Here is a 20,653-nt window from a genome sequence, read left to right on the forward strand (position 1 = left end):
ATCGAGCCGCCCGCGCGAGCGGGGGACCGCGTGCCCGGTGCATCGTGGTCGCTCAGCCGGTTCCGACCTTCCGGCCGCTGTCCAGCAGGCGGCGGATCTCCGCGGCGGCGGGGTGCGTCGGCGCGACCGCCAGGAACCGGCGCAGGGTGGCCGGCGCCTCGTCCGGGTGGGTGGCGCGCTGCGCCAGGCCCAGCACCAGCAGCCCGTCCGGCGACCCGGGCGCGTGGTCGAGGACGTCGCGGGCCGTCCGCTCGGCGCCGGCCGCGTCCGCCGCCCGCAGCAGCGCGAAGGCCAGGCGCAGCCGGACGGCGTCGTCGGGCCGCTCCCGCAGCGCCTCCCGGTACATCTGCGCGGCGGCGTCGTAGCGCTGCTGGCCCTCCAGGTCCTGCGCCAGCCGCAACGCGACCGTCGTCGGGTCGGCGCGGGGGGTCACCACCGGTGGGGCGAGCCGGTCGGCGGCCACGGCCACGGTCGCCACCAGGGCGACCAGGCCGCCGGCGGTGAGCCACCAGACCGGCCGGCGCGACCGCCTCCGGCGTCCGGGCGCGGGCCCGGCCCGGGGCCGGGCCCGCAGCGTCCGCGCGGCGGCGATGCCCGTGCCGAGCAGCGCCAGCACCGGCACCAGCCACAGCAGCAGTCCCGGCCCCCGGGCGGGCGGCTCGGCCAGCACCTCCTCGCCGTAGCGCGCGACGAACCACCGGCGGATCTCGGCCGGGCTGCGACCCTGCGCGCTCTGGTCGGCGATCACCTGCCGCATCGAGGCGGCGATGGGGGAGCGGGAGTCGGCCACCGACTCGCCCTGGCAGGCGGGGCAGCGCAGCCCGGCGGCGACCGCCGCGACGGGATCGGCCCGGCCGGCGGGCGTCGCCGACCGGATCAGCCCGGCCGCCGCCGCCGCGACCAGCGCCACCGCCGCCAGCCCCACCGCCAGCCGCCGGATCACGGCACGGCCAGCAGGGCGGACAGGTGGTCGTCGAGCCACTGCCGGGTGACCACCCCGGGCCGGTGCGCGACGACCCGCCCGTCCCGGTCCACGAGGAAGGTCTCCGGCACGCCGCGTACGCCCCACTCGACCGACCGGGCGCCGTCCGGGTCGGGCACGACCGTCAGATTCTCCGCCCGGCTCTGCGCCAGCAGGGGCCGCACCGCGTCCGGCCCGTCCCGCAGGTTCAGCCCGACCACCCGCAGACCGCGTGACGACCACTGCCGCCCGGTCTCGGCCACCAGCGGCAGTTCGTCGCGGCACGGGCCGCACCAGGACGCGAACACGTTGACCAGCACGACCTGCCCGCGCAGCGCCGCCAGGTCGAACCGTCCGCCGTCGAGGGTGGCGCCGGCCAGCGCCGGTGCGGCCGGAGCCGGCCCCGGCCCGGGGTCGGTCGGGCCGGACAGCCGGGCCGCCGCGAGCGCGGCGGCGACGGCGACGGCGAGCAGCAGGGCCGTCGCCGGGACCGGCCGGAGCCGTCCCCACCGCAAGGTTCGGCGGGTCACGCCGGCACCGCCGCTCTCGCCGCTACGGCGGTGTCGCGTGGTGGTCGCCGCCGCCGTGCCCGCAACGTGTCGGCCAGGCCGAGCAGGCCGCCGGCGACGCCCACCGCGCCGCCGGCCCAGACGAGACCGACAAGCGGGTTCACCGCCAGGCGTACGGTCGCGCCGGTGCCGTCGGCGGCCACGGCGAGCAGGGTGAGGTAGATGTCGCGCCGCGGGCCGGCGTCGATCGCCGGGACGGTGACGGCCATGTCCCGCGCCGGGTCGTAGCGCAGCGCCGGGGCGGCGGTGCGGGTATGTCCGCCCGACGAGACGGCCAGCCGGGCGCGTACCGTCATCCGCCCGCCGGGGGCGGACCGCCGCACCGACTCCAGCCGCGCGGACACGTCGCCCACCCGGACCGTCTCGCCGGTGCGCAGCGTCCGCTCGTCAACCCGCTCGTACGTCGCGGACGCGGCAACCCCCACGGCGAGCAGGGCGAGCCCGGCGTGCCCCAGCGTGGCGGCCCGCCACCGGCGACGCCCGAGCGCCGCGCTTCGGTCGCCACGGGCGGTGACCAGGCCGGTGAGCACGAACGCCGCCGCGCCGAACGCGGTGAGCGCGGCCGGGCCGGGCCGGCCGAGCAGGCCCACGCCGGCCACGGTGGCCAGCGCCGCCGCCCCCGGCAGGGCGAGCCGGCGCAGCGCCTCCGCGCGGTCGCGCACCCGCAGCGCCGGTGGCAGCCCGGCCAGCAGCAGCACCACCACGGCCAGCGGCACCGCCGTGCGGTGGTAGTAGCCCGGCCCGACCGAGGCGCACGCGCCGGTGAGCGGCTCGGCCAGCAGCGGCAGCACCGTGCCGATCAGCACCACGGCGGCGACGGTGACCAGCGCGACGGCGTTGACCAGCACAGCCGTGGGCCGGGACCACGCCCTGACGCCCGCCCGGGCGGGCACCGGCCGGCGGCGGGCGGTGAGCACCGTGGCGGCCAGCACGGCCAGCAGCACGAACCCGAGCAGCAGCGGCCCCAGCGGCGACTCGGTGAAGGCGTGCACGCTGGCCACCGCGCCGGAGCGGGTCAGGAACGTGCCCAGCAGCACCAGCAGGAAGCCGGCGCAGGCCAGGACGCTGTTCCACCGTTCCCGGCCCCGGCCGCCGTCCAGGCTGGTGTGCAGGAACGCGGTGGTGGTCAACCACGGCAGCAGGGACGCGTTCTCCACCGGGTCCCAGGCCCAGTAGCCGCCCCAGCCGAGCACCGCGTACGACCACCAGGCGCCGAGCACGATGCCGGCGGTGAGCGCGGTCCACGCCACCAGCGCCCACGGCCGGGCCGCCCGCAGCCAGTTCCGGCCGGCCGGCCCGGCCAGCGGGGCGGCCAGCGCCAACGCGAACGGCACCACCATGCCGAGATAGCCGGCGTAGAGCAGTGGCGGGTGCACGCCCATCGCCGCGTGCTCCTGCAACAGCGGGTTCGGGCCCGGACCGTCGGGCGGGGCCGGTTGCACCGACCGGAACGGGTTGGCGGCGAAGGTGGACAGCGCGAAGAAGAACGTGGTGACCACGCTGACGATCACCATCGCGTACGCGCGCAGCCGGTCCGGCCGCCCGCGGGCCAGCAGGGCGCCATACCCGCCGAGGACGAGGAGCCAGAGCAGCAGCGACCCGTCCATCGCCGACCACAGACTGGTCACCGTGTAGTAGCCGGGCACGTGCCGGCCGCCGTTCTCGGCCACGAATCGCACGCCGAAGTCGTGGCCCAGCAGCGCCGCCTCCAGCGCCGCGCAGGCCGCGACCGCGGCGGACAGCGCGCCGACCGACGCGAGCCGGGCCGGCCGGGCGGGGGAGCCGGTCAACGCCACCCGCAGCCAGAGCAGCGCGGCCAGCGGGGCGGTGAGCAACCCGGCGACGAGGCCGGCGGTGCCCAGCTCACCGAGCATCGGCCGGCTCCGGACCGGGTGCGGAGGGGCGGTACTCGTTGCCGTGCCGCACCACCACGTGGTCGGCGTCGAACACGCCGTCCACGCCGAGCCGCCCCTCGACGACCGCGTCCGCGCCGTCCCGGAACGTCTCCGGTGGCGCGCCGCGTTGCCGCACGGCCACCTCGTGCCCCGATTCGGCGAGCCGGAACAGCACCAGCTCGCCGTCGCGGCGTACCGATCCGGGCACCACCGCACCGCCGAGGCGGACCCGGTCGCGGGCGGCATCCGGGTCGGCCAGCACCTCGCCCGGCGTCCGGTAGTAGGTGAGGGTGTCCCGCAGCGCGGCGGTGACCAGCAGGCCGCCGCCGGCGAGCAGCACCGCGACGAGGACCAGGCGGGCGGGTCGCCGGATCACGGCACCAGGTCCGGCTGGCGAACGGGCGGTCGCGGGGCGGCGGCGCGGACGGCGTCGGCCTGGCGGTGCAGCCGGACCAGCCGGTGGGCCAGCACCCAGGTCGCGGCGACGGTCGCCGCCGCGACGGCCAGCAGCAGTGCCAACGCCATCCGGGGGTCGATCGGCGGCTGTTCCGGGGCCAGCACGGTTGCCTGCTGGTGCAGCGAGCGCCACCAGAGCACGCAGAAGTGCACCACGGGGACGAGCAGGAAGCCGCCGGCGCCGAGGACGGCCACCGGCCGGGTCACCCGCTCGTCGCCGTGCGCCGGCCGGCCGGACCGCTCGGCGAGGGCCCGGCGCAGGGCCAGCGCGGCGGCGTACACCAGGAACAGCAACGCGGTGCCGACCAGCCGCGGATCCCAGGCCCACCAGGCGCCCCACACCAGGTGCCCCCAGAGCGAGCCGGTGGCGAGCGTGACCGCGGTGAGCACGACGCCGATCTCGGTGGCGGCCAGCGCGACCCGGTCCCACCGGGCGTCGCCGCGCACCAGGTGGGCGACGCTGGCCGCGAGCACGACGGCGAACGCCAGGTAGGCCACCCAGGCGGCGGGCACGTGCAGGTACATGAGGCGCTGCGCCGGGCCCTGCGTGGCGTCGGTCGGGGCCAGCAGGCCGCCGGCGAGGGCCGCCCCGGCGGCGAGACCCGCCGCGATCCAGGCGGTGGTACGCCGGGCGGCGGCGCCCCGGGGGGAATCCGCGGTCAGTTCCACGGTGGAGGTTCGCATCATCGTCCCGTCGATGGTCGCCGGCTGCCTGCCAGGTACCAACCTATCGGATTTTACGGACTTAAACCCCCAATCATCGCAATGGGCATGGAAGGCAGGAATCGTCACTACAGTCGACTCCGGTGAACGCGCGAGCCGGAACGACGACGCCCACCCGGCACCTCGCCCGGGTGGCGGTGCCGGTTGCCGTGCTGGCGCTTTCCGGCTGCGCCCGCGGAGCCCCGTCCGCGCTCGACCCCGCCGGCTCCGGCGCGGGGCGGGTCGCCGGCCTGTGGTGGGTGCTGTTCTGGCTGTCCATGGCGGTGTTCGCCGAGGTCATGGTGGTGCTGGCCTGGGCGCTGGTGTTCCGCCGCCGACCCGGCGCGAAGGTCCGGCACGGCCAGCCGCTGCGGTTCGTCACCGTCGCCGGCGCCGGGGTGCCGCTGGTCATCCTGGTGACGGTCTACGCGCTCGGCCTGCGCGACCTGGCGGCGCTCGGCGACGGCCCGGGGCCCCGGGCGACCACCGTCGAGGTGACCGGCCACAAGTGGTGGTGGGAGGTGCGGGTGGCCGGCGTCGCCGGCGCCACCGCCAACGAACTGCACATCCCGGTGGGGGAGAAGGTGCGGATCCGGCTGCGGACCGCCGACGTGCTGCACAGCTTCTGGGTCCCGCAGTTGATGCCGAAGACCGACCTGATCGCCGGCGAGGTCCGCGAGACCTGGCTGCACGCCGAACGGGCCGGCAGCTACCGGGGGCAGTGCGCCGAATACTGCGGCACCCAGCACGCCCACATGGCGTTCCTCGTGGTCGCGGAGCCGCGCCGCGACTTCGACGCCTGGGTGACGCGCCTCGGCGCGCCCGCCGCCGCGCCCCGGACCGACGCCCAGCGACGCGGTCGGGAGGCGTTCGTCCAGGGCACCTGCGCCGGCTGCCACGCGATCCGCGGCACCGGAGCGGACGGGCGGGTCGGGCCGGACCTGTCCGACGTCGGCTCCCGCTGGAGCATCGGCGCCGGGGCGGTGCCCAACGACGGCGGCCACCTCGGCGGCTGGATCGCCAACTCGCAGACGGTCAAGCCGGGCAACTACATGCCGCCCCAGCCGGTCGACGCGCAGCGGCTGCCGGACCTGATCGCCTACCTGCGGTCGCTGAGCTGAACGGGAGGGAGGGAAGGATGTCCACCACCACCGCGCCGGCGTCCGGCGCGAGCCGGGACGAACTGGCCCGGCTGGAGGAGCACTGGGGCGAGCGCGCCTCGGTGCGGGCCTGGCTCACCACCGTCGACCACAAGAAGATCGGCCGCCGCTACCTGGTGACCGCCGGGTTGTTCTTCGCCCTCGCCGGGCTGAGCGCGCTGGCGATGCGGACCCAACTGGCCCGGCCGGAGGCGGAGCTGCTGTCCCCGCAGCAGTACAACCAGCTCTTCACCATGCACGGCACCGCGATGATCTTCCTGTTCGCCACCCCGATGCTGTTCGGCTTCGGCAATTTCCTGGTCCCGCTGCTGATCGGGTCGCGGGACATGGCCTTTCCCAAGCTGAACGCGCTCGGCTACTGGGTGTTCCTGTTCGCGGGGCTGTTCATGTGGGCGAGCCTGCCCTTCGGGGCCGCGCCCAACGGCGGGTGGTTCGCCTACGTGCCACTGACCGCGGAACAGAACACCCCCGGCCTGCACCTGGACGTCTACAGCCTGGGCCTGCTCTTCCTCGGCATCGCCACCACCGCCGGGTCGATCAACTTCATCGTCACCGCGCTGAAGCTGCGCGCGCCGGGGATGTCGCTGAACCGGGTGCCGCTGTTCGTCTGGGCGATCGTCGCCACCGGCTTCATGGTGATCTTCGCGCTGCCGGCGTTGAACCTCGACAACGCGATGCTCTTCCTCGACCGGCGGTTCGGCACCCACTTCTTCGACCCCGACGCCGGCGGCAACGTGCTGCTCTGGCAACACCTGTTCTGGATCTTCGGACACCCGGACGTCTACATCATCGTGATGCCGGCGCTGGGCATCGTCTCGGCCGTGCTGCCGGCGTTCACCCGCCGCGGCGTCGTCGGCTACCCGCTGATCGTGCTGGCCATCGTGTCCATCTCGATCATCTCGTTCGGGGTGTGGGTGCACCACATGTTCGCCACCGGGCTGCCCCAGCTCTCGTACAGCTTCTTCAGCGCGGCCAGCACCATCATCACCATCCCGTCCGGGATCCAGATCTTCGCCTGGCTCGCCACCATGGCGCTGGGCCGGCTGGTGGTCCGGGTGCCGCTGCTGTTCGTGATCGGGTTCGTCGTCACCTTCGTGCTCGGCGGCCTCACCGGCACCATGTTCGCGCTGACCGCGTTCGACCAGCAGGTCACCGACTCCTACTTCGTGGTCGCCCACTTCCACTACGTGCTCATCGGCGGGGCGGTCTTCCCGATGCTGGCCGGCATCTACTACTGGCTGCCGAAGATGACCGGCCGGATGTACCACGAGGGGCTCGGCCGGTGGGCGTTCTGGCTGGTGCTCACCGGCATGCACGTGACGTTCTTCCCGATGCACCTGTACGGCCTGTTCGGCATGCCCCGGCGGGTCTACACCTACCGCAGCGAGGCCGGCTGGGACGGCTGGAACCTGGTCAGCACCATCGGCTCGTACGTGCTGGCGCTCGGGCTGCTGCTGGTCCTGGCCGGGGTGGTGCACGCCGTCCGGCGGGGCCGGCCCGCTCCGCCGGACCCGTGGGGTGGTGACAGCCTGGAGTGGTCCACCGAGTCGCCGCCGAAGCCGTACAACTTCCCGGTCCTGCCCCGGGTGCACAGCCTGCACCCGACCTGGGACGAACCGAGCCGGGAGTCGATGGGCGCCGGCGCGCAGCCGGACCGGGTCCTCGCCGAGGGCCGGCGCACGCTGTTCACCAGCGAACTCGACGGGCGGCGGGAACGCGCGGTGGAGATGCCCGAGGCGTCCGTCCAGCCGCTGGTGCTCGCGCTGGCGATGCTGACGTTCTTCACCGCCATGCTGTTCGCCTGGTATCCGGTGGCGGCCGTGGCGGCGGTGGCGGTCGCGGTCACCATGGCGGTGTGGCTGTGGCCGCCGCGCCGGCCCGCCGAGCAGGTCGGGGTGAGCGCGTGAGCGGCGGGGTCACGGCGGCCACCGGCACCGAGGCGCTCACCACCGAGCTGCCGGTCGGCCGGTCCACCGGCTGGTGGGGCATGGTGATGTTCGTCGTCACCGAGGCGACGCTCTTCGCCTGCCTGCTCGGCAGCTACTTCTACCTGCGCTTCCAGTACGGCGCGCAGTGGCCGCCGCCGGGCATCGGGGAGCCGAAGCTGCTGCGCCCGCTGGTGATGACCGCCGTGCTGCTGCCCAGCAGCCTGCCCGTGGTCTGGGCCGAGCACGGCATCCGTCGGGGCGAGCGGTGGCGGCTGCGATCCGGGCTGGCCGCCACCCTGCTGCTCGGGGTGACGTTCCTGGCGTTGCAGGCCAGCGAGTACGCCGAGAAGCTGCGCGAGTTCACCATGACCACCGACGCCTACGGCTCGCTGTTCTACGTGATCACCGGCTTCCACGGCCTGCACGTCCTGGTCGGCCTGACCATGGTCGGCTGGCTGCTCGCCGCGTCCCTGCGCGGGGGCAGCTTCGGCGCCCACCGGCACGACCGGGTGCGCAACGCGGCCATCTACTGGCACTTCGTGGACGTGGTCTGGGCGGCCATCCTGTTCACCGTCTACCTGTCGCCGAGGCTGTGATGAGCACCCATCCCGGCCCCCGCGCCCGCCTCGCCGGCGGCCTGCTGTTCTGGTACGCCGTGCTCGGCGGCGCGCTCGCCTGGGCGGTGCACCTGCTGGCCGGCTGGGGGGTGGACGAGCTGACCTGCGCCGCCGGGTCGGAGCACGTCGCCGGTCTTCCGCTGCGCGTGGTCGTCGGCGCCGCCGTGGTGCTGCCGGCGCTTGCCACCGTGGGCGCGCTGCTGGCCTCGGCGCTGCTCTGGCGGCGCACCGCCGCAGCGCCGCACGACGGCCGGGACCGCTCGACGGAACGCAGCCGGATGCTCGCCGTGGTGGGGATCTGGTCCAACCTGCTCTTCCTGACCATCATCGTGCTGGGCGGCGTCGCCCTGCTGGTGCTGCCGCCATGCCAGCGCTGACCGCCGCCGGCGGGAACGACGTCGCCGCCGGGCTGCTCGCCATCCTGCTCGGGGCGGCGCTGGCCCTGCTCGCCGCCGGCTACGGCCGGGGCGTGCACGAGTTGTGGGCGCGGCGCGGCGCCGGTGCGATCCTCCCCGGCTGGCGGGTGGCGGCGTTCGGGACCGGACTGCTCGCCGTCCTGGCCGCCCAGAGCGGGCCGGTCACCACGCTGGCGGAGCGGGGTCTCGCCGGGCACATGACGCAGCACATGCTGCTGCTGCTCGTCGCCGGGCCACTGCTCGCCGCCGGCGCGCCCGGGTTGCCCCTGACGCTGTCGTGCCCGGTCCGGGCCCGCCGGTGGCTGGCCCGGCTGCGCGCCGGGGCGGCGGGCCGGTGGCTGCGCCGCCCGGTCGTGGTCGCGTTCGCCGCCGGCGGCGCACAGACCGTCGTGCTCTGGTTCTGGCACCTGCCGGTGCCCTACGCCGCAGCCGAACGGAACCCGGTGTCGCACGTGCTGGAGCACGCCTGCTTCGTCGGCGCGGCCTGGCTGCTGTGGGCGCCGCTGCTCGGCGTCGCCCGGCACCGGCTGCCCGCGCCCACCGGGATGCTGCTGCTGGTCGCCACCATGCTGCCGGCGTCCGCGTTGGGCGCGGTCCTCACCTTCGCTCCCCGGCCGGTCTACCCGGCCGACGTCCTCGGCGCCGACCCGCTGACCGACCAGCAGCTCGCCGGTCTGCTGATGTGGATCCCGATGGACGTGGTGGCGCTGCTGGTCACGCTCGCGTTGTTCCTGCGCTGGCTGCTGGCGCTGCAACGGCGGCGCCCCGAGCGGGTGACCTCGCCGGAGGCCGGGGGCCGGCTGGCCGCTACCGAGGGAGTGGTGTCGTGATCCACCGCATCCGCGCGTCGCTCGCGCTGCTGGTCGCCCTGTCGCCGCTGGCCGCCGTGCCCGGCTGCGCCAGCACCGATCCGCCACCGCCGCCGGAGGTACGCGGCGGGCAGCCGGCCCGGGGCGCGGAACTGATCGCCCGCTACGGCTGCGGCTCCTGCCACGCCATCCCCGGCATCGACCGCGCCGACGGCCTGGTCGGGCCGCCGCTGACCCGTTTCGGGTCCCGCTCCTACGTCGCCGGGAAGCTGGTGAACAACGCCGACAACCTCCAGCACTGGATCGCGGACCCGCAGGAGGTGGAGCCGGGCACCGCCATGCCGGATCTGGGGGTCAGCGCGCTGGACGCGCAGGACATCGCCGCCTACCTCTTCACCCTGGACTGACCAATGGCCGTCTGGACGCACCGGTGGTGGCATCCGGCCCGGGCCGCGACGGCGGGGGCGGCGCTCGCGCTGGCCGCCGGGCCCGCCGCGCTCGCCGCGCCGGCCGGGGTCGCGCCGCCACCCGCGACCGCCGCGCCGGCCCCCGCCGACGGGGAGGCGCTGTACCGGCAGAACTGCGCGAGCTGCCACGGCGACCAGGGCCAGGGCGCCCAACGGGGGCCGTCGCTGATCGGCGTCGGCGCCGCGTCGGTGGACTTCCAGGTCGGCACCGGACGGATGCCGATCCCGCACGAGACGCAGCAGCCGCGCCGCGCCGAGCCGGTCTTCTCGGCCGACGAGATCGCCGCCCTCGTCGCGCACGTCACCAGCTTCGGCGGTGGCGGTCCGGCCATTCCCCGGGTGGGCCCGGGCCGCCTGCCCACCGGGCGGGAACTGTTCGCCGCGAACTGCGCGCCCTGCCACGGCGGCACCGGCGCGGGCGCGCCGCTGACCAACGGCTGGATCGCCCCGCCGTTGTACGACGCCACCCCGGTCCAGGTCGCCGAGGCGGTCCGGGTCGGCCCCGGCCTGATGCCGGTCTTCCCCAGCCAGGTCCTCACTGACCAGCAGGTCGACGACCTCGCCGCCTACGTGCAGCGACTGCGCAGCGAACGGCTGGACCGGGGCGGGAACCCGCTCGGCCGGCTCGGTCCGCTGGCCGAGGGCCTGGTCGCCTGGGTGGTCACGCTGGGCCTGCTCGTCGCCGCCGCGCGGTGGCTGGGCCGGAGGGCCGGCGAGTGAGGCGGCCACCTGTCGCGCCCGCCCCGCCCGGCGTCAACCGGCGGATCGTCCTGTCCTTCCTGGCCGGCGCCGCCGGGGCGATCGGCTTCGCGGTCACCTACGGCCTCGGCGGGCAGACCCGGTGGGAGGGGGTGTGCCTGGCGGTGGCGTTCGCCGGGCTCGCCTGCGGCCTGGCGATCTGGGGCCGCCGGCTGGTGCCGGTGGGCGGCTACGTCGAGGAGCACGAGGGGTTCACCCCGCCGCCCGGGGAACAGGCGCTGACCGCGGCGGTGCTGACCGCGCCGGACAGTCCGATCCGCCGGCGCGGCCTGCTCGCCGCGCTCGGCCTGGCGCTGACCGCGCTCGGCGTCGCCGCGCTGTTCCCGCTGCGGTCCCTGCTCCCGTGGGACCGGGCGCGCCCGGTGCGGGCCCTGGCGGACACGCCCTGGGGGCCCGGCGTGCGGCTGCTGACCGGCGACGGCCGGCCGCTGCGCCCCGGTGACGTGCCGGCCGGCGCGGTGGTCGCGGTGTTCCCCGAGGGCGGTGCCGAGGCCGGGGACGCGCCCGCGTTCGCGGTGCGGCTGCGACCGGAGCGCTTCACCCGGGCGCCGGCGGCCGGGCACCTCGACGGGCTGGTCGTCTACTCGCTGCTCTGCACCCATGCCGGCTGCCCGGTACGGCTCTACCTGAAGGGCACCGGACGGGTGCTCTGCCCGTGCCACCAGTCCTCGTTCGACCTGCTCGCCGACGCGCGGCCGGTCGCCGGCCCGGCCGCCCGCCCGCTGCCCGGGCTGCCCGTGACGGTCGACCCGGACGGCTACCTGCGCGCCGCCGGCGACTTCACCGCCCCGCCCGGCGCCGGCTTCTGGAGCCGGCCATGATCATGGATCGGCTGGCCCGCGCCGTCGACGACCGGCTGCGCCTGTCGCCGGTGGCGCGCAAGGCGCTGGCCAAGGTCTTCCCGGACCACTGGTCGTTCATGCTCGGCGAGATCGCGCTCTACGCCTTCGTCGCGCTGGTGCTGACCGGCGTCTACCTGACCCTGTTCTTCGACCCCAGTTCCGCCGACCGGGTCTACCACGGCTCGTACGCGCCGTTGGACGGCAGCACCACCTCCGCCGCGTACGCCTCGACGGTGCGGCTGAGCTGGGACGTCCGGGCCGGGCTGCTGATCCGGCAGACCCACCACTGGGCCGCTCTCGTCTTCGTCGCCGCCATCCTGGTGCACCTGGTCCGGGTCTTCTTCACCGGCGCGTTCCGCCGGCCCCGGGAGGCGAACTGGCTGGTCGGCGTGACCATGCTGGTGTTGGCGCTGGCCAACGGCTTCACCGGCTACTCGATGCCGGACGACCTGCTCTCCGGTCTCGGTCTGCGGATCATCGTCTCCGTGGTGGAGTCCATCCCGCTGATCGGTTCGTGGCTGGTCTTCCTCGGTCTCGGCGGGGAGTTTCCGTCGGACGCGATGATCCCGCGGATGTTCGTCAGCCACGTGCTGCTGGTGCCCGCGGTGCTGGTCGCGCTCGTCTCGGCGCACCTGGCGATGATCGTGCGGCAGAAGCACAGCCAGTTTCCCGGGCCCGGCCGCACCGAGCACAACGTGGTGGGCTCCCGCCTCTACCCGAGCTACAGCCTGCGCTCGCTGGCGCTGTTCGCCTGGGTGCTGGCGGTCCTGTTCGCGCTCGGCGGGCTGGTGCAGATCAACCCGGTGTGGCTGTACGGCCCGTTCGCGCCCGGCCAGGCCACCTCGCCGGCGCAACCAGACTGGTACGTCGCCTGGGGCGACGGCGCGCTGCGGCTGTTCCCGCCCTGGGAGTTCCGGATCGCCGGTCACCTGGTGCCCGCGCCGTTCTTCCCGGGTGTGGTGCTCGGCGGCGTCACCTTCCTCGCGCTCTACGCCTGGCCGTTCCTGGAACGCCTGTGCTCCGGCGACCGCCGGGCACATCAACTGCTGGACCGCCCGCGGGACCACCCGGTGCGGACCGGGGTCGGCGTGGCGGCGCTGACCTTCTTCGCGGCGCTCGTGGTGACCGCCGGCGACGGCATCCTCGCGCGACTGCTGCGGGTTCCGGTGTACGACGTGCTCGACGTGCTGCGGGTGGTGGTGCTGGTTCTCCCGCTGCTCACCGGTGCGCTGGCGGTGGTGCTGGCCCGGGCGTTGCGGCGCGGCGACGCCGCCCGCCTCGGCGAGCTGACCCGGGCGGACCTGCGGGCCGCCCGCCGCCCGGCCCCGGGCGCCCGGTCGTCGCCGGACGAGCCGGAGCGGCCGGCGGCGGACCGCCCGGGAGAGCGGATCGAGCTGTGGCCGGAGGGCGGGGTGTGGCGCTGGCGCTACCGGGACGAGCCGGCCGGGGTGGCGATCCTGAGCAACCGGGCGGTGCACACCGAGCGGGAGGCGGCCGACTCGGCCCGGCTCGCCTATCCGGGCGTCGACCACGTGACCGTGCCGGGCCCGCCGCCCCCCGAGCCGCCCGGCCGGGTCCGCACCGCGCTGCGCCGCTGGGGCAACGCCGCCCTCGGCGTGTCGTTGCTGGCCGCCGCTCTGCGCCGGGGGCGGGACCGGGGTCGCGGCGGGGGCGGGCGGCGGGTGTGACCGCCGTCGACTCGCTCGTCGGTCATCCGGGCTGGCTGCTCTGGGTGGCGGTGAAGGCGTTCCTGCTCTATCTGACCGCCGTGCTCGCGATGCGCCTCGGTGGCCGCCGGACCCTCGCCGAGCTGTCCGGCTACGACTTCGTGGCCGCCGTCGCGGTGGGCGCGATCGTCGGGCGGCTGCCCAGCGCCCCGGACGCGAGCTACCTGTCCGGCGCGGTGACCCTGGCGGCCATCCTGGCCGCCCACGCGCTGATCACCTGGGTGCGCCTGCGGCCCGCCGGGCGACGGCTGATCGAGAAGGGCCCGGTGGTGGTGGTCGTCCGGGGACGGGTGCTCACCGGCAACCTGCACCGCGCCGGGCTGACCCGCGCCGACCTGGACGCCCTGGTGCGGGAGCACGGCATGGACGGGACCGACGCCGTGCACCTCGCGGTGCTGGAGGGGCGGGGACGACTGTCGGTGCTGCCCCGCGACGGGGGCCACGGGTGACCGCGCCGCGCGGAAACCCGGCGGCCCGATTGGTTTGCGGTCGGGGAGGCCGGGTAGCCGCCGACCTGTCCGCCCTGGTGCGCCGTGTCCGGTACGGCGGGTGACCGCCACCGGGCGTGGCAGTTGTGGACGAGGACGGGCGAACCCCGGAAGAGGAGGACGACGTGCAGGAGATCGTGGGCGAGAGCCTGGCCCGACGCCTGGTGGAGTGGGGGGTCGACACCGTGTTCGGCCTGCCCGGCGACGGCATCAACGGCCTGATGGAGGGCTTCCGCCGGCAGCGGGAGAAGCTGCGGTTCGTGCTGGTGCACCACGAGGAGGCGGCGGCGTTCATGGCCACCGGCTACGCCAAGGCCACCGGCCGGCTCGGGGTCTGCTGCGCCACCTCCGGTCCGGGGGCGATCCACCTGCTCAACGGGCTCTACGACGCCAAGCTCGACCACGTGCCGGTGCTGGCCATCACCGGCATGCAGGAAACGTCCGTTTTGGGCTCGCACTACCAGCAGGAGGTGCACACCACCCAGCTCTACCAGGACGTCGCCTCCTACAACCTGATGGTCACCAACCCGCAGCAGATGCCGGCGGTGGTCGACCTGGCGATCCGCGACGCGATGAGCAAACGGACCGTGGCGCACCTGACCTTCCCCAACGACGTGCAGGTGGCCCCGGCCTCCGACGACCCGTACCGGCACGTCAGCCCGGGCAAGCCGCCGATGAGCGCGGCCACGGTGTCGTATCCGCAACTGCCGCCGGACCCCCGGGAGCTGGCGAAGGCGGCCGAGGTGCTCCGGGCCGGGCGGAAGGTGGCCATGCTCGTCGGCGTGGGCGCGCGCGGCGCCCGCGACGAGGTGCTGGCGGTGGCCGAGGCCCTGGCCAGCCCGATCGTCAAGACGCTGCCGGGAAAGCTGGTGGTGCCGGACGACCACCCGTTGACCACCGGCGGGCTCGGCCTGCTCGGCACCGCGCCGAGCGAGGAGCTGATGGAGGAGTGCGACACCCTGCTGATGGTGGGCACCTCGTTCCCGTACGGGAAGTATCTGCCCGGTCCGGGGCAGGCGAAGGTGGTGCAGATCGACGCCGACCCGAGCCTGATCGGGATGCGGCTGCCGGTCGAGGCCCCGGTCTGCGCGGACGCCCGGCTGGCGCTGCGGGACCTGCTGCCGATGCTCGACCACGGCCCGGACCGGTCGTTCCTGGAGAAGTACCAGGGCAAGATGAACACCTGGCGGTCGGAGATGACCAGCCTGGTGGACCCGGAGCGGTCGCCGATCGCGCCGCAGTACCTGATGGGCTGCGTCGACGACGCCGCCGCCGACGACGCCATCCTGACCTGTGACTCCGGCACCATCGCCACCTGGTCGGCGCGGCACTGGACGATCCGCGGGGACCGGGAGTTCTATCTGTCGGGCAACCTGGCCACGATGGCGCCGGGCCTGCCGTACGCCATCGCCATGCAGCACGCGTACCCCGGCCGGCAGGTGATCGCGTTCGTCGGTGACGGCGGGTTCGCCATGCTGATGGCCGAGTTCCTCACCGCGGTCCGGCACGACCTGCCGGTCAAGGTGGTGATCAACAACAACAACTCGTACGGCCAGATCCTGTGGGAGCAGATCATCCTCGGTTACCCCGAGTACGCGGTGCGGCACCGCCAGCCGGAGGCCGACTTCTCCACCTGGGCGCGCGGCTGCGGCGCGTTCGGCGTCAAGGTGACCGACGCGAAGGCGCTGCCCGGCGCGATCCGGGAGGCGCTCGCGCACCCCGGCCCGGCGCTCGTCGACTGCGACGTCAACCCGAACGAGCCGCCGATGCCTGGCAAGATCAAATATGACCAGGCGAAGCACTTCACCGAGGCGTTCCTGCGCGGGCAGCCGCACAAGGTCGCCACCGTGGCGTCCGTCGCCCGCGACAAGATCAACGAGCTGCGCTCATGACCGAGCTGCTACCCGACCCGGTCCTGCGTCCACCCGAGCCGACCGACGACGTCGACCTGGCCGCGCTCGCCGCCGACCTGCGCGCCGAGGTCGACGGCGAGGTCCGCTTCGACGCCGGCTCCCGCGCCGCCTACTCCACCGACGCGTCCAACTACCGGCAGGTGCCGCTCGGCGTGGTGGTGCCCCGCACGGTGGAGGCGGCGGTCGCCGCGGTGGCGGTCTGCCGCCGCCACGGCGCGCCGCTCACCTCGCGCGGCGGCGGCACCAGCCTGGCCGGCGAGTGCACCAACACCGCCGTGATCCTCGACTGGTCCAAGTACTGCCACCGGCTGCTGGAGGTCGACGAGCGGGCCGGCACCTGCCTGGTCGAACCCGGCATCGTGCTGGACGAGCTGAACGCCCAACTCGAACGGACCGGGCTGGAGTACGGCCCGAGGCCGGCCACCCACAACCACTGCACGCTCGGCGGCATGATCGGCAACAACTCCTGCGGGGCCACCGCCCAGCGCGCCGGCAAGGTGGTCGACAACATCGTCGAGCTGGAGGTGCTGCTGTACGACGGCACCCGGATGTGGGTGGGGGAGACCAGCGACGACGAGTACGCCCGCATCCAGCGCGACGGCGGACGCCGGGCCGAGATCTACCGGCAGTTGCGGGCGCTGCGTGACGAGTACCTGGCCGACCTGCGCACCCGCTACCCGCACATCCCCCGCCGGGTGTCCGGCTACAACCTGGACAGCCTGCTGCCGGAGAAGAACTTCCACGTCGCCCAGGCCCTGGTCGGCTCCGAGGGCACGCTCGTCACCGTGCTGCGCGCCCGCCTGAAACTGATCCCCCGGGTCAAGGCCGACGCGATGGTGTTCCTCAGCTACCCGGACGTCGCGTCGGCCGGTGACGACGTGCCGCGGGTGCTGGAACACCAGCCGATCGCGCTGGAGGGCATCGACGACAAGCTGGTCAGCTTCGAGCGACGCAAGAACCTGCACCCGCACGCGCTGCACGAGCTGCCCGAGGGCGGCGCCTGGCTGATGGTGCAGCTCGGCGGCGACACCCCCGAGCAGGCCCGGGCCGCCGCCGACCGGCTGATCGACGCGGTACGCCGCGACGGCGGGCCGCGCGTGCACGAGTTCGCCGACCCGGCGGACGAGAAACGCATGTGGGGGGTCCGGGAGTCCGCGCTCGGCGCCACCGCCCACGTGCCCGACGCGGAGAACACCTGGCCCGGCTGGGAGGACTCGGCGGTCGCCCCGGACCGGCTCGGCGACTACCTGCGCGACCTCCAGGCGCTCTACCGGGAGTACGGCTACCAGCAGGCGTCGTTGTACGGGCACTTCGGGCAGGGCTGCGTGCACACCCGGATCCCGTTCCGGCTGCGCACCGCCGACGGGGTCCGCGACTTCCGCTCCTTCGTCGAACGCGCCGCCGACCTCGTGGTGTCCTACGGGGGGTCGTTCTCCGGCGAGCACGGCGACGGGCAGGCCCGCGGCGAGCTGCTGCCGAAGATGTACGGCGAGCGGCTGATCCGGGCGTTCGGCCAGGTCAAGACGATCTTCGATCCGGACGACCGGATGAACCCCGGCAAGGTGATGCCGCCCTACCCGCTCGACAGCCACCTGCGCCTCGGCGTCGACTACGACCACGGCGGCGTGTCGACCACCTTCGCCTACCCCGACGACGGCGGCAGCTTCGGCGACGCGGTGCTGCGCTGCGTCGGCGTGGGCAAGTGCCGGCGCCACTCCGGCGGGGTGATGTGCCCCTCCTACATGGTCACCCGGGAGGAGGAGCACTCGACCCGGGGCCGGGCCCGGCTGCTGTTCGAGATGCTCGACGGCGCGGCCCGCGGCGGCGCCATCGGCGACGGCTGGCGCTCCGACGCGGTCCGCGACGCGCTCGACCTCTGCCTGGCCTGCAAGGGCTGCAAGGCCGACTGCCCGGTCAACGTGGACATGGCCACCTACAAGGCCGAGTTCCTGTCCCACCACTACGCCGGCCGGCTGCGCCCGCGCGCGCACTACTCGATGGGCTGGCTGCCGCTGGTGGCCACCGTCGCCGCCAAGCTGCCCCGCACCGTCAACGCCCTCGCGCACGCCCCCGGGCTCAGCCGCCTCGCCAAGGTCGTCGGCGGGATCGACAGGCGTCGGGACATCCCCGTGTTCGCGGCGGAGTCGTTCCAGCACTGGTTCGCCCGCCGCACCCCGACCGGCGACGGCTCCCGGGGCGAGGTCGTGCTCTGGCCGGACACCTTCACCAACCACTTCCACCCGGGGGTGGCCCACGCGGCCGTCGAGGTGCTGGAGGCCGCCGGCTGGCGGGTGCGCGTACCGGACGGACCGGTGTGCTGCGGCCTGACCTGGATCTCCACCGGGCAGCTCGACGTCGCCAAGCGGGTGCTGCGCCGCAGCGTGGACGCGCTGCGGCCACACCTGCGCGCCGGCACCCGGGTGGTGGGGCTGGAGCCGAGCTGCACGGCGGTGTTCCGCAGCGACGCGCACGAGCTGTTCCCGGCCGACGACGACGTCACCCGGCTGCGGGAACAGACCGTCACGCTCGCCGAACTGCTGCACGACCACAGCCCCGGCTGGCAGCCGCCCCGACTGGACGCGCACGCGCTGATCCAGACCCACTGCCACCACCACGCGATCCTCGGCACCGACGCCGACCAGGCCGTGCTCGCCGCGGCCGGCGTCGACGCCGAGTTCCTCGACTCCGGCTGCTGCGGCCTGGCCGGCAACTTCGGCTTCGAACAGGGCCACCACGAGGTGTCCGAGGCGTGCGCGGAACGGGTCCTGCTGCCCGCCGTGCGGGACGCCGCCGAGACCGACGTGATCCTCGCCGACGGGTTCAGTTGCCGTACCCAGGTCGAGCAGAGCGCCTCCTCCGGCCGTTCCGCTCTCCATCTGGCCGAGCTGCTGCGCGCCGCGATGCACCACGACACCGTTCCACGGCGGCCGGAGCAGGGCTGGGGTGACCGGCCCCGACCGCCCGGCCCGGTCACCCGCTGGGCGGCGGTCGGCCTGGTGGCGGTCGCCGGGGTGGCCACGGCGACCGCGTTGGCCCGCCGGTGGGCACGGTGAGCGGCGTCGGCCTCACCGCCGAGGCGTACCGGATCCCCACCGACGCCCCGGAGGGCGACGGCACCCTCGCCTGGAGCGCCACCACCCTGGTCCTGGTGCGGGCGCGGGCCGACGGGCACACCGGGATCGGCTGGACCTACGGCCCGACCGCGGTGGTGGCCGTGGTGGCGGACCTGCTCGCGCCGGTGCTCGCCGACCTCGACCCGGACGACGTGCCGGCCGCCTGGGACCGGATGCGACGTCGGCTGCGCAACGCCGGCCGCCCCGGCGTCGCCGGGCTCGCCCTGTCCGCCGCCGACTGCGCGCTGTGGGACCTGAAGGCACGCCGGCACGACCTGCCGCTGGCCCGGCTGCTCGGCGCCGCCCGCCGGGAGGTGCCGGTCTACGGCAGCGGCGGCTTCACCACCTACGACGCCCCGCGGCAGCACCGGCAGCTCGCCGGCTGGGCGCACGAGCAGGGCATCCCCCGGGTGAAGATCAAGATAGGCGAGTCGTGCGGCACCGACGTGCGGCGCGACCTGGAACGGATGGCCGCCGCGCGCCGCACCATCGGCGACGACGTCGAGTTGTTCGTCGACGCCAACGGCGCGTACCAGCGCAAGCAGGCGATCCGCGTCGCGCACGCCGCCGCCGACCTCGACGTGCGCTGGTACGAGGAGCCGGTCAGCTCCGACGACCTGCCCGGCCTCGGCCTGGTCCGGGACCGGGTCGCGCCCGACGTGACGGCGGGGGAGTACGGCTACGACCTGGTCTACTTCCACCGGATGGCCCCGTACGTGGACTGCCTGCAGATCGACGTCACCCGGTGCGGCGGGATCAGCGAGTTCCTCCGCGCGGCGGCGGTGGCCGACGCCGCCGGGCTCCAGGTGTCCGGGCACTGCGCGCCGCACCAGCACCTCGCGGTTGCCGCCGCCACGCCCAACCTGCGGCACCTGGAGTGGTTCCACGACCACGTCCGGATCGAGGCGATGCTCTTCGACGGCGCGCAGCCGGCCACCGGCGGCGCGGTGCCGGTGCGGACCGATCGGCCGGGCAACGGGCTGGAGTTCCGCGCCGAGTCGGCCCAGCCGTACCGGGTGGCCTGACGTGGGACGTCGACGACCGGGACGGACGCTGCGCGGCGCGGCGGTGACGGGCCGGTTCGCCTGGGGCGCGCTGCTGCTGCTCGCCCCCGGCGCGCTGCTGCGGCCGGTCGGCCCGACCACCACCGCCGCGACGGCGACGCTGCGGGTGCTGGGCGCCCGGCACCTCGCCCAGACCGCGGTCGTCCTCCGGTGGCCGGCGCCGGGCGTGCTCGCCGCCGGCGCGGCGGTCGACGGGGTCCACGCGCTCACCGCCCTCGCCCTCGCCGCAGTCGACCGGCGGCAGCGACACGCCGCGCTCGCCGACGCGGCCGTCGCCGCCGCCTGGGCGGCGCTGGGCGCGACCGTCGCACGAGAGGAGAAGCCGTGAGGACCGAGGAACTACACCAGCCGACCGGCCGGGTGCTGGTCGTCGTCTGTGACAAGGGCGACGAGCCGGTCACCGCCATCGGCGACGCGCTGCGCCGGCACGACCTGCGCGCCGGCCGGGTCACCGCCGTGGGCGGCTTCCAGGAGGCCGAGGTCGGCTGGTTCGACCGGGAGCGGGGCGACTACCGGCCCATCCCGGTCCGCGAGCAGGTGGAGGTGCTGTCGCTGGTCGGGGACGTCGCCGCCCGCGACGGCGAGCCGGTCCTGCACGTGCACGCCGTGCTCGGCCGCTCCGACGGCAGCACCGTCGGCGGTCACCTGCTCTCGGCCCGGGTGTGGCCGACGCTCGAGGTGATCGTCACCGAGGTCGCCCCCGAACTGGCCAAGCGGGTCGACCCGGAGACCGGGCTGGCGCTCATCGCCGGAGCAGGCCGGTAGGT

General features: G+C 75.1%; 20 protein-coding genes. 15 read left to right on the forward strand and 5 right to left on the reverse strand.

What is annotated here, in order from left to right; translation table 11 throughout:
- Nucleotides 1-52 precede the first annotated feature (52 nt).
- The 5 genes from O7619_RS15955 to ccsA are packed head-to-tail and all read right to left on the reverse strand — an operon-like array spanning nucleotide 53 to nucleotide 4,568.
- Nucleotides 53-943 carry a cytochrome c-type biogenesis protein CcmH gene (locus tag O7619_RS15955; protein ID WP_282281679.1) on the reverse strand — a complete coding sequence of 297 codons (891 nt, stop codon included), beginning with the start codon at nucleotides 941-943 and terminating at the stop codon, nucleotides 53-55.
- Nucleotides 940-1,491, reverse strand: a complete 552-nt coding sequence (locus tag O7619_RS15960) for a TlpA disulfide reductase family protein (protein WP_282281680.1) — start codon at nucleotides 1,489-1,491, stop codon at nucleotides 940-942. The genes O7619_RS15955 and O7619_RS15960 overlap by 4 nt, the downstream gene beginning before the upstream one ends.
- Nucleotides 1,488-3,404: a cytochrome c-type biogenesis CcmF C-terminal domain-containing protein gene (locus O7619_RS15965; RefSeq protein WP_282281681.1), complete on the reverse strand. Its 1,917-nt coding sequence runs from the start codon at nucleotides 3,402-3,404 to the stop codon at nucleotides 1,488-1,490. Before O7619_RS15965 ends, O7619_RS15960 begins: the two co-directional genes overlap by 4 nt.
- A complete protein-coding gene (locus tag O7619_RS15970; protein ID WP_282281682.1) occupies nucleotides 3,394-3,801 on the reverse strand; it encodes a cytochrome c maturation protein CcmE in 408 nt (135 codons plus the stop codon). The genes O7619_RS15965 and O7619_RS15970 overlap by 11 nt, the downstream gene beginning before the upstream one ends.
- The gene (gene ccsA / locus O7619_RS15975) at nucleotides 3,798-4,568 is read right to left on the reverse strand and encodes a cytochrome c biogenesis protein CcsA (protein ID WP_282281683.1); all 771 of its coding nucleotides are present in this window, start codon (nucleotides 4,566-4,568) and stop codon (nucleotides 3,798-3,800) included. The genes O7619_RS15970 and ccsA overlap by 4 nt, the downstream gene beginning before the upstream one ends.
- Nucleotides 4,569-4,687: 119 nt before the next feature.
- Here ccsA and O7619_RS15980 point away from each other — a divergent pair, with 119 nt between their 5' ends.
- The 15 genes from O7619_RS15980 (at nucleotide 4,688) to O7619_RS16050 (ending at nucleotide 20,651) form a co-directional block, all read left to right on the forward strand.
- Entirely contained in the window at nucleotides 4,688-5,704 is a 1,017-nt protein-coding gene (locus O7619_RS15980) for a cytochrome c oxidase subunit II (protein ID WP_282281684.1), read from the forward strand.
- Between the two features lie 17 nt (nucleotides 5,705-5,721).
- The gene (gene ctaD / locus O7619_RS15985) at nucleotides 5,722-7,650 is read left to right on the forward strand and encodes a cytochrome c oxidase subunit I (RefSeq protein WP_282281685.1); all 1,929 of its coding nucleotides are present in this window, start codon (nucleotides 5,722-5,724) and stop codon (nucleotides 7,648-7,650) included.
- Nucleotides 7,647-8,267, forward strand: a complete 621-nt coding sequence (locus O7619_RS15990; RefSeq protein WP_282281687.1) for a heme-copper oxidase subunit III — start codon at nucleotides 7,647-7,649, stop codon at nucleotides 8,265-8,267. Before ctaD ends, O7619_RS15990 begins: the two co-directional genes overlap by 4 nt.
- Nucleotides 8,267-8,665, forward strand: a complete 399-nt coding sequence (locus O7619_RS15995; RefSeq protein WP_282281689.1) for a hypothetical protein — start codon at nucleotides 8,267-8,269, stop codon at nucleotides 8,663-8,665. Before O7619_RS15990 ends, O7619_RS15995 begins: the two co-directional genes overlap by 1 nt.
- The gene (locus O7619_RS16000) at nucleotides 8,653-9,534 is read left to right on the forward strand and encodes a cytochrome c oxidase assembly protein (protein WP_282281690.1); all 882 of its coding nucleotides are present in this window, start codon (nucleotides 8,653-8,655) and stop codon (nucleotides 9,532-9,534) included. The genes O7619_RS15995 and O7619_RS16000 overlap by 13 nt, the downstream gene beginning before the upstream one ends.
- Complete coding sequence (locus O7619_RS16005) at nucleotides 9,531-9,920, forward strand: c-type cytochrome (RefSeq protein ID WP_282281691.1); 390 nt, start codon at nucleotides 9,531-9,533, stop codon at nucleotides 9,918-9,920. Before O7619_RS16000 ends, O7619_RS16005 begins: the two co-directional genes overlap by 4 nt.
- A 3-nt stretch (nucleotides 9,921-9,923) precedes the next feature.
- Complete coding sequence (locus O7619_RS16010; protein WP_282281692.1) at nucleotides 9,924-10,700, forward strand: c-type cytochrome; 777 nt, start codon at nucleotides 9,924-9,926, stop codon at nucleotides 10,698-10,700.
- Complete coding sequence (locus tag O7619_RS16015; protein WP_282281693.1) at nucleotides 10,697-11,560, forward strand: Rieske (2Fe-2S) protein; 864 nt, start codon at nucleotides 10,697-10,699, stop codon at nucleotides 11,558-11,560. The genes O7619_RS16010 and O7619_RS16015 overlap by 4 nt, the downstream gene beginning before the upstream one ends.
- Nucleotides 11,557-13,269, forward strand: coding sequence for a cytochrome bc complex cytochrome b subunit (locus O7619_RS16020; protein ID WP_282281694.1), 1,713 nt, complete (start codon nucleotides 11,557-11,559; stop codon nucleotides 13,267-13,269). The genes O7619_RS16015 and O7619_RS16020 overlap by 4 nt, the downstream gene beginning before the upstream one ends.
- Nucleotides 13,266-13,757, forward strand: coding sequence for a YetF domain-containing protein (locus tag O7619_RS16025; protein WP_282281695.1), 492 nt, complete (start codon nucleotides 13,266-13,268; stop codon nucleotides 13,755-13,757). The genes O7619_RS16020 and O7619_RS16025 overlap by 4 nt, the downstream gene beginning before the upstream one ends.
- 164 nt (nucleotides 13,758-13,921) lie before the next feature.
- Nucleotides 13,922-15,688 (forward strand): thiamine pyrophosphate-dependent enzyme, encoded by a 1,767-nt coding sequence (locus tag O7619_RS16030; RefSeq protein WP_282281697.1) that lies wholly within the window; start codon nucleotides 13,922-13,924, stop codon nucleotides 15,686-15,688.
- A complete protein-coding gene (locus O7619_RS16035) occupies nucleotides 15,685-18,762 on the forward strand; it encodes an FAD-binding and (Fe-S)-binding domain-containing protein (RefSeq protein ID WP_282281698.1) in 3,078 nt (1,025 codons plus the stop codon). The genes O7619_RS16030 and O7619_RS16035 overlap by 4 nt, the downstream gene beginning before the upstream one ends.
- A complete protein-coding gene (locus O7619_RS16040) occupies nucleotides 18,759-19,847 on the forward strand; it encodes an enolase C-terminal domain-like protein (protein WP_282281699.1) in 1,089 nt (362 codons plus the stop codon). Before O7619_RS16035 ends, O7619_RS16040 begins: the two co-directional genes overlap by 4 nt.
- 1 nt (nucleotide 19,848) lies before the next feature.
- Entirely contained in the window at nucleotides 19,849-20,214 is a 366-nt protein-coding gene (locus O7619_RS16045; protein ID WP_282281700.1) for a hypothetical protein, read from the forward strand.
- A complete protein-coding gene (locus tag O7619_RS16050; protein WP_282281702.1) occupies nucleotides 20,211-20,651 on the forward strand; it encodes a PPC domain-containing DNA-binding protein in 441 nt (146 codons plus the stop codon). The genes O7619_RS16045 and O7619_RS16050 overlap by 4 nt, the downstream gene beginning before the upstream one ends.
- Nucleotides 20,652-20,653: the final 2 nt, after the last annotated feature.

The organism is Micromonospora sp. WMMD998 (assembly GCF_029581235.1).
GTDB lineage: Bacteria > Actinomycetota > Actinomycetes > Mycobacteriales > Micromonosporaceae > Micromonospora.

Excerpts from the sequence above, each read along its gene's own strand:
- O7619_RS15965 (WP_282281681.1), bottom strand. The coding sequence starts at position 3,404 with ATGCTCGGTGAGCTGGGCACCGCCGGCCTCGTCGCCGGGTTGCTCACC.
- ccsA (WP_282281683.1), bottom strand. The coding sequence starts at position 4,568 with ATGATGCGAACCTCCACCGTGGAACTGACCGCGGATTCCCCCCGGGGC.
- ctaD (WP_282281685.1), top strand. The coding sequence starts at position 5,722 with ATGTCCACCACCACCGCGCCGGCGTCCGGCGCGAGCCGGGACGAACTG.
- O7619_RS15995 (WP_282281689.1), top strand. The coding sequence starts at position 8,267 with ATGAGCACCCATCCCGGCCCCCGCGCCCGCCTCGCCGGCGGCCTGCTG.
- O7619_RS16000 (WP_282281690.1), top strand. The coding sequence starts at position 8,653 with ATGCCAGCGCTGACCGCCGCCGGCGGGAACGACGTCGCCGCCGGGCTG.
- O7619_RS16010 (WP_282281692.1), top strand. The coding sequence starts at position 9,924 with ATGGCCGTCTGGACGCACCGGTGGTGGCATCCGGCCCGGGCCGCGACG.
- O7619_RS16020 (WP_282281694.1), top strand. The coding sequence starts at position 11,557 with ATGATCATGGATCGGCTGGCCCGCGCCGTCGACGACCGGCTGCGCCTG.
- O7619_RS16035 (WP_282281698.1), top strand. The coding sequence starts at position 15,685 with ATGACCGAGCTGCTACCCGACCCGGTCCTGCGTCCACCCGAGCCGACC.